At 73.8% G+C, this 6,373-nt stretch carries 6 protein-coding genes and 1 pseudogene; 1 reads left to right on the plus strand and 6 read right to left on the minus strand.

All coding sequences use genetic code 11. The annotated features are described in order from the left end of the window. Positions 1-112: 112 nt before the first annotated feature. The 4 genes from recN to ACFP1K_RS19600 all read right to left on the minus strand — a co-directional run bounded on the left by recN (position 113) and on the right by ACFP1K_RS19600 (position 4,121). The gene (gene recN, locus ACFP1K_RS19585; RefSeq protein ID WP_380755248.1) at positions 113-1,828 is read right to left on the minus strand and encodes a DNA repair protein RecN; all 1,716 of its coding nucleotides are present in this window, start codon (positions 1,826-1,828) and stop codon (positions 113-115) included. A 179-nt stretch (positions 1,829-2,007) separates the two neighbouring features. Next, positions 2,008-2,916, minus strand: a complete 909-nt coding sequence (locus ACFP1K_RS19590; protein WP_380755250.1) for an NAD kinase — start codon at positions 2,914-2,916, stop codon at positions 2,008-2,010. Between the two features lie 148 nt (positions 2,917-3,064). After that, positions 3,065-3,883 (minus strand): TlyA family RNA methyltransferase, encoded by an 819-nt coding sequence (locus ACFP1K_RS19595; protein WP_380755284.1) that lies wholly within the window; start codon positions 3,881-3,883, stop codon positions 3,065-3,067. A 28-nt stretch (positions 3,884-3,911) separates the two neighbouring features. Next, positions 3,912-4,121 carry a hypothetical protein gene (locus ACFP1K_RS19600; RefSeq protein ID WP_380755253.1) on the minus strand — a complete coding sequence of 70 codons (210 nt, stop codon included), beginning with the start codon at positions 4,119-4,121 and terminating at the stop codon, positions 3,912-3,914. Between the two features lie 202 nt (positions 4,122-4,323). Between ACFP1K_RS19600 and ACFP1K_RS19605 the strand changes: the two genes are divergently transcribed. Beyond that, on the plus strand, positions 4,324-4,671 hold the full coding sequence (locus tag ACFP1K_RS19605; RefSeq protein ID WP_380755256.1) for an SCP2 sterol-binding domain-containing protein: 348 nt from the start codon (positions 4,324-4,326) through the stop codon (positions 4,669-4,671). Between the two features lie 526 nt (positions 4,672-5,197). Here ACFP1K_RS19605 and ACFP1K_RS19610 read toward each other — a convergent pair. Together ACFP1K_RS19610 and ACFP1K_RS19615 are read right to left on the minus strand one after the other, a co-directional pair. Further along, complete coding sequence (locus ACFP1K_RS19610; protein ID WP_380755286.1) at positions 5,198-5,545, minus strand: hypothetical protein; 348 nt, start codon at positions 5,543-5,545, stop codon at positions 5,198-5,200. A 117-nt stretch (positions 5,546-5,662) separates the two neighbouring features. Next, positions 5,663-6,373: pseudogene (locus ACFP1K_RS19615) on the minus strand (HAD-IIA family hydrolase); the annotation flags it as partial.

The following is a 6,373-nucleotide window of genomic DNA, read 5'->3' on the forward strand; positions in this document are numbered from 1 at the left end:
ATGTGTGTGGAAACCGGCACCCCCCGGCGGACGGCCGCGGCCCGCTCGCGCGAACCGGCCCACCGGGGCTTCCCGGCAGGACAAACGGACGCGTTCTCGCAGGTCAGGAGGGTCACCTTGCCTTGTCGGCCTCGGCGATCGACAGAAGTTCCTCGGCGTGGGCGCGGCCGAGCTCGGAGTCCTCCAGACCGGCCAGCATGCGGGACAGCTCGCGGGCCCTGGCCTCGCGGTCCAGGGCGGTGACGCCGCTGCGCACCACCCGGCCGTCGCTGGCCTTCTCCACCACCAGGTGCTGGTCGGCGAACGCCGCCACCTGGGGCAGGTGGGTGACCACGATCACCTGGGCGGTGCGGGCCAGGCGGGCCAGGCGGCGGCCGATCTCGACGGCCGCCTTGCCGCCCACGCCGGCGTCCACCTCGTCGAACACGAAGGTCGGCACCGGGTCGGCACCGGCGAACACCACCTCGATGGCGAGCATCACACGGCTCAGCTCGCCGCCCGAGGCGCCCTTGTTGAGGGGCAGCGCCGGGGCGCCGGGGTGGGCCATCAGGCGCACCTCGATCTCGTCGGCGCCCTCGGGGCCGAACTGCCCGCTCGGGCCGACCGCGACGACCACCCGGGCGTGCGGCATGGCGAGCGCGGCCAGCTCGGCCGTCACCGCGTCGCCGAAACGCTCGGCGGCGGCCGTGCGGACGCCGGTGAGCTCGGCGGCCAGCTCGGTGAGCCGGGTGGTCAGCTCCTGGTGCTCGCGGGTCAGGTCGGCGATGCGGTCGTCGTCGCCGTCCAGCTCCAGGACCCGGGCGGCGGCGCGCTCGGCGAACGCCAGCACCGCCGCGCTGTCCTGGCCGTACTTCCTGATCAGGCTGTTCAGCAGCGCGCGGCGCTCCTGGACGGCGGCGAGCCTGGACGGGTCGGCGTCGACCGACTCGGAGTAGGCGGCCAGCTCGGTCGCGACGTCGGAGACGAGGTACCCCGCCTCGGCCAGCCGGTCGCCGATGCCCGCCAGCGCCGGGTCGAAGCCCCGGACGGCCTCCACCGCCGTCCTGGCCTCGCCGAGCAGCGACACCGCGTCCTGGGCGCCCTGCAGGCCGGCCACGGGGTCGCCGAGGAGGGCCGTGTGCGCGGTGACGGCGGCGGTCTTCAGGGCGTCGGCGTGCGCGAGGCGCTCCTCCTCCTGCTTCAGCTCGACCTCTTCGCCGGGCTTGGGGGCGGCCTTCTCGATCTCCTCCAGGCCGAAGCGGAGGTTGTCGGCCTCCTGGGCCCGCTCCCGGGCCCTGGCGGTGATCTCGGCGAGCGTCTCGCCGATTTCCTTGTGGCGCTTGTAGGTGTGGGTGTAGGCGCGCAGGGGCTTGACCAGCTCCTCGCCCGCGTAGCGGTCCAGGGCGGCGCGCTGGCGGCCCGGCTGGAGCAGCCGCTGCTGGTCCATCTGGCCGTGCACCGCGACGAGGTCCTCGGCGAGGTAGGTGAGCGTGCCGACCGGCACCGAACGGCCGCCCAGCCACGCGCGGGACCTGCCCTCGGTGGACACCGAGCGCGCGATGATCAGCCGGTCGACGTCGATCTCACCGCCGATGTCGTCCACCTGCTGGGCGACCTTGCCGAGCGGCTCCACCACCAGCGTGCCCTCGACCGTGGCACGCTCTGCCCCCGGCCGCACGCGCGCGGGATCGGCCCGGCCGCCGAACAGCAGCCCGAGCCCGGTGACCACCATCGTCTTGCCCGCGCCGGTCTCGCCGGTGACCACGGTCAGCCCCGATGAGAGCTCGAGAACAGCCTCATCGATCACGCCGAGCCCTTTGATCCGGACCTCATCGACCCGTGGCCGCACTGGGTCCCTCCCGCCGTTTCGCCGCGCTGCCTCCGATCGGGCGCACCTCGCCGGACCATGTGGGGCGTGGCTCGGTCACCTCATCACGCGGATAGATCCTACGCGCATTTCCCCAACCTTTCCCCTGACCGTCCCACCGCCCTTCCGGTGTGCCCTATCCTCCCCGGCCGCGCCCGCGGTCAGAGGCGGACCCGGCCGCGCCAGCCCTGGACGGGAAGGTCGAACTTGGCGACGAGGCGGTCGGTGAAGGGCGCGCCGGTGGTGTCGACGTCGTGCAGGCGGGCCAGCCGCACCGGGACCGAGGCGCGGCGGACCTCCACCCTGGCGCCCGGCGGGAGGTCGAAACGGCGGCGGCCGTCGCACCACAGGACGCCGCCCGGGGTGCCCGGCACGACCTCCAGCGCGACCGCGGACCGGGGAGACACCACCAGGGGACGCGCGAACAGCGCGTGCGCGCTGTTGGGGACCAGCAGGAGGGCCTCCACCTCGGGCCAGACGACCGGGCCGCCCGCCGAGAACGCGTACGCCGTCGAACCGGTCGGTGTGGCGCAGATCACGCCGTCGCAGCCCCACCGGGACAGGGGCCGCCCGTCGATCTCGGCCACCACCTCCAGGATGCGGTCGCGCTTCTCCACGCTGGCCTCGTTCAGCGCCCAGGTGGACGCCAGCACCTCGCCGTTCGCCCTGACGGTCACGTCGATCGTCATGCGCTCCTCGACGGCGTACCTGCGGGCCACCACGCGGTCCACGGCCTCGGCCAGGTCGGCCATCTCGGCCTCGGCGAGGAAGCCCACGTGCCCGAGGTTCACCCCGAGCAGCGGCGTGCGGGCCGGCCTGGCCAGCTCGGCCGCGCGCAGCAGCGTGCCGTCCCCGCCGAGCACCATCAGCACCTCGGCGTCCTCGGCGGCGGCGGGCCCCGTGGGCACCACGTCCACGCCGGCGGCGTCGATCTCCTCGGCCTCCGTCTGCATGACCCGCACCGTGAACCCGGCGTCCAGGAACCGCTCGATCACCAGCCGCGCGCTGTCGACCGCGGGCTTGCGCCCGGTGTGGGCCGTGATCAGCACCGTACGTTTCGTGTCAGCCATGCCCTCGCTCCGCTCGACTGTCATCCGGCGGCCCGCTCAACCGTACTCACGTCCGGCCGCCTCCCGGCCCGCGCGCCTCGCCGGGGCCCCGTTCACCGCGCCCGCCCGCGCCCGCGGGTGGGCTCCCGTGTCATCCTGTGCCGGGCATCTACTGGGGTCCCTCCTCGACCGCGCGGCCGATCTCGGCGTCCAGATCGGGCACCGGGGGCGGCCCGTCGCCCTTGCCGAGCCAGATCAGGTACTCCACGTTGCCCGACGGGCCGGGCAGCGGGCTGGCCGTCACCCCCCGCACCGCCAGGGACAGACCGGCGGCCGAGGCGGCCACGTCGCGCACCGCGCCGGCCCGCAACACCGGGTCGCGGACCACGCCGCCCGCGCCCACCAGAGTTTTTCCCACCTCGAACTGCGGTTTCACCAGCATCACCAGATCGGCCCGCGCGGCGGCGCACGCCGCCAGGGCGGGCAGGACCAGGCGCAGCGAGATGAACGACAGGTCGCCGACGACCAGCGAAGGGGCCTCGCCCACCATCTCCGGCGTCAGGTCGCGGACGTTCACCCGCTCCATCACCGTGACCCGCTCGTCGGTGCGCAGCGACCAGGCGAGCTGGCCGTACCCCACGTCCACCGCCACCACGTGGGCGGCGCCGCGCCGCAGCAGGACGTCGGTGAACCCGCCGGTCGACGCGCCCGCGTCGAGGCAGCGGCGGCCCTCCACCACCAGCCCGCGCGGCGTGAACGCCTCCAGCGCGCCGAGAAGCTTGTGGGCGCCGCGCGAGACGTAGTCGGGTCCCTCGGCGAGCTCGGCCACCAGGATCGGGGACGCGGTCTCGACCTGCGTCGCCGGCTTCGCGGCCGTCCGGCCCGACACGGTGACACGGCCGCCCGCGATGAGGTCGGCCGCGTGCTCCCGCGACCGCGCGAGCCCTCGCCGTACCAGCTCGCTGTCCAGCCGGACCCTGCGGCTCACCATGCCGCGTCCCCTTGGCGCACAGCGGTCACCGGCGGCCTTGCTCCGATGCCGCGGGGACGTCCTCCACGGAGGCCAGGGTGGCCTCCAGCCCGCCCAGCACCTCCTCGAACACCGCGACGTGCTCGCGCACCGGGGTGTCGCCGAGGACGGCCATCCGGGCCAGCGCGGCGGTCACCCCCGCCTCACCGGCCTCCGCCGCACCGTCGGTCACCGCGGCGCCGTCCGTGCCTGCCATGTCCATTCCGCCCCGCATCCGCTCCACCGCTTCGCGCGCCGGACCCGCCGGCGCCCACCCGACCGTATCCGAAAGGCGACCCCGCCGATGCTGTTGTCTTCCCTGGCCGCGCCCGCGCGCCGGATTTCGCGTAGTAGTCAAGTGAAACGCTACCTTCCGTAGGGCAGGGCAGCTTGGGGCTGATGAGAAAGGGGTGTCACGCATGGCGAGCGTCGATGAGTGCCGGGCGGCGCTGGACAAGCTAGCCGAGCAGTTCGGGGAGCTTGACCAGGAGACACGCTCGAAGCACGTGGTGGACCGCACGCTGAGCTGCCGGATCACCGACCTGGACGTGACGTTCTTCGGCCGCATCCACCAGGACGGCCTGGAGGCCTTCACCGACGTCCCACCTTCCGACGGCCGCCCCGCCGACGTCCGCATCCGCGTCGCCAGCGACGACCTGCTGTCCATGGTGAACGGCGAACTGGACATGGCCAAGGCCCTCTTCGGCGGCCGAGTAAAAATCGACGCCAGCCTCAGCGACCTATTCCGCCTCCGCAAACTCCTCTAACCAAGCCCCCCCACAACTCGGGCGAACACCACACGAGCGCAACCCGACCTCAGGTGATCCCCGCACACATCCCAGCATGACGATCGCCCCGCAGAGCACCACGAAACCAAATGCCGCGGCGCGACACGCCACGACACCATCAGCCGAGACCGCCCCAACGACCAGACAACGTGCCAGGCCCAACACGCAAGCCGACCACACGAGCGTCACCACGCCCGCCCCAGCGATCCAGGCGACATACCCAGATCCTCGATACGGGCACCAAGCATGCCGGGCCCGGCCGCGCTGCCGTCCCCCACCTAGGTGCCCCCCGGCCGCCCCAGCGATCAAGCGGCATCCCCGGAATCCTTGGAGCGGGGTGACGAGCATGCCGAGCCCGGCCGCACTGCCGTCCCCCACCTAGGTGCCCCCGGCCACCCCGGCGATCAAGCGGCATCCCCGGAGCCCTTGAGGCGGGGTGACGAGCATGCCGAGCCCGGCCGCACTGCCGTCCCCCGCCTAGGTACCGCCCCGGCCGCCCCGGCGATCAGGCGGCATCCCCGGAATCCTTGAGACGGGCGACAAGCATGTCGAGCACCTCCTGTACGGCGTCCGCGTCCGCGCGGCCATTCCCCGCGTGTCTCCAGGCGGCGGCACATGCGACCCGGAGCCCGTCGATGGGGTCGCCGTCACCGTCGAGACGCAGCCGCCCACCGTCCCACCAGGCCGTCCATCCCTCCCTGGTCCACGCGCTCCGTGATCCTGCCGCCCCTCCCGGCCCCGAACCCGGCGATCCCGCGACCGTCCCGCTTCTCGTCGCCCTCGGCGCGTCCGCCGACCCTTCAGCTGCCGCAACCGACCCTTCAACACCCGTCAGCGGTCCTTTGGTGCCCATCGTCGGGCTCTCGGTCCCCGTCAGGGGCCCTTCGGTTCCCCTCCCCGGGCCATCGGTCTTCGTCACCCGCGCCTCGGTGCCCGCCGGCGGGCCCTCGATCTCCGTCACCGGTGCCGGGGGCTGGTGCAGCCCGGTGAGGTCGGCGGCGATGTGGGTGGGGCGGTGCTCGGGCGGGGCGGTAAGCAGGCTGAGAGGGCCGTCCACACCGGTGAGGACCAGCAGGCTGTCCACACCCGCCCGGGTGGCGGCCTCGATGTCGGTGTCCAGGCGGTCGCCCACGACGAGCGGACGCTCGGCCTTGGTACGGAGCATCGACTCCCGGTGCAGCGGCGACTCCGGCTTACCCGCCACCACCGGTTCCACCCCGGTGGCCGTGGCGATCACCCGGGTCAGCGCCCCGTTGCCCGGCACCACACCGAGGTCGGTCGGCATGGTCGTGTCCGCGTTGGCCGCGACGAACCACGCCCCCTGCCGCACGGCCAGGGCCCCCTGGCTGAGCAGCCCGTACGAGATGTCCGCCCACATCCCCTGCAACACGGCCACCGGCCGCTCGGCCGCCGCCGTGACCGGCCGCAACCCACGCTCCCGCACGGCCCGCCGCAACCCCATCCCCCCGACCACCAGCACCGCCGACCCCGGCGGCACCTTCTCAGCCACCAGCCGCGCTGCGGCCTGCGCCGAGGTGACGACGTCCTCCGCCCCCGCGGGCACCCCGATGGCACTCAAATGCTCGGCGATCGCCGCAGGAGTACGCGACGCGTTGTTCGTCACATAAGCCAGCCGCACCCCCGCCCCCCGAGCCCGAGCCAACGCCTCAGGCGCCCCCCG

Source organism: Sphaerisporangium aureirubrum (assembly GCF_042658925.1).
Taxonomy (GTDB): Bacteria; Actinomycetota; Actinomycetes; order Streptosporangiales; family Streptosporangiaceae; genus Sphaerisporangium; species Sphaerisporangium aureirubrum.

Coding starts and splice junctions, on each gene's coding strand:
- ACFP1K_RS19610 (WP_380755286.1), bottom strand. CDS start 5,545: ATGGGCACCAAAGGACCGCTGACGGGTGTTGAAGGGTCGGTTGCGGCA.
- ACFP1K_RS19600 (WP_380755253.1), bottom strand. CDS start 4,121: ATGGCAGGCACGGACGGCGCCGCGGTGACCGACGGTGCGGCGGAGGCC.
- ACFP1K_RS19605 (WP_380755256.1), top strand. CDS start 4,324: ATGGCGAGCGTCGATGAGTGCCGGGCGGCGCTGGACAAGCTAGCCGAG.
- ACFP1K_RS19590 (WP_380755250.1), bottom strand. CDS start 2,916: ATGGCTGACACGAAACGTACGGTGCTGATCACGGCCCACACCGGGCGC.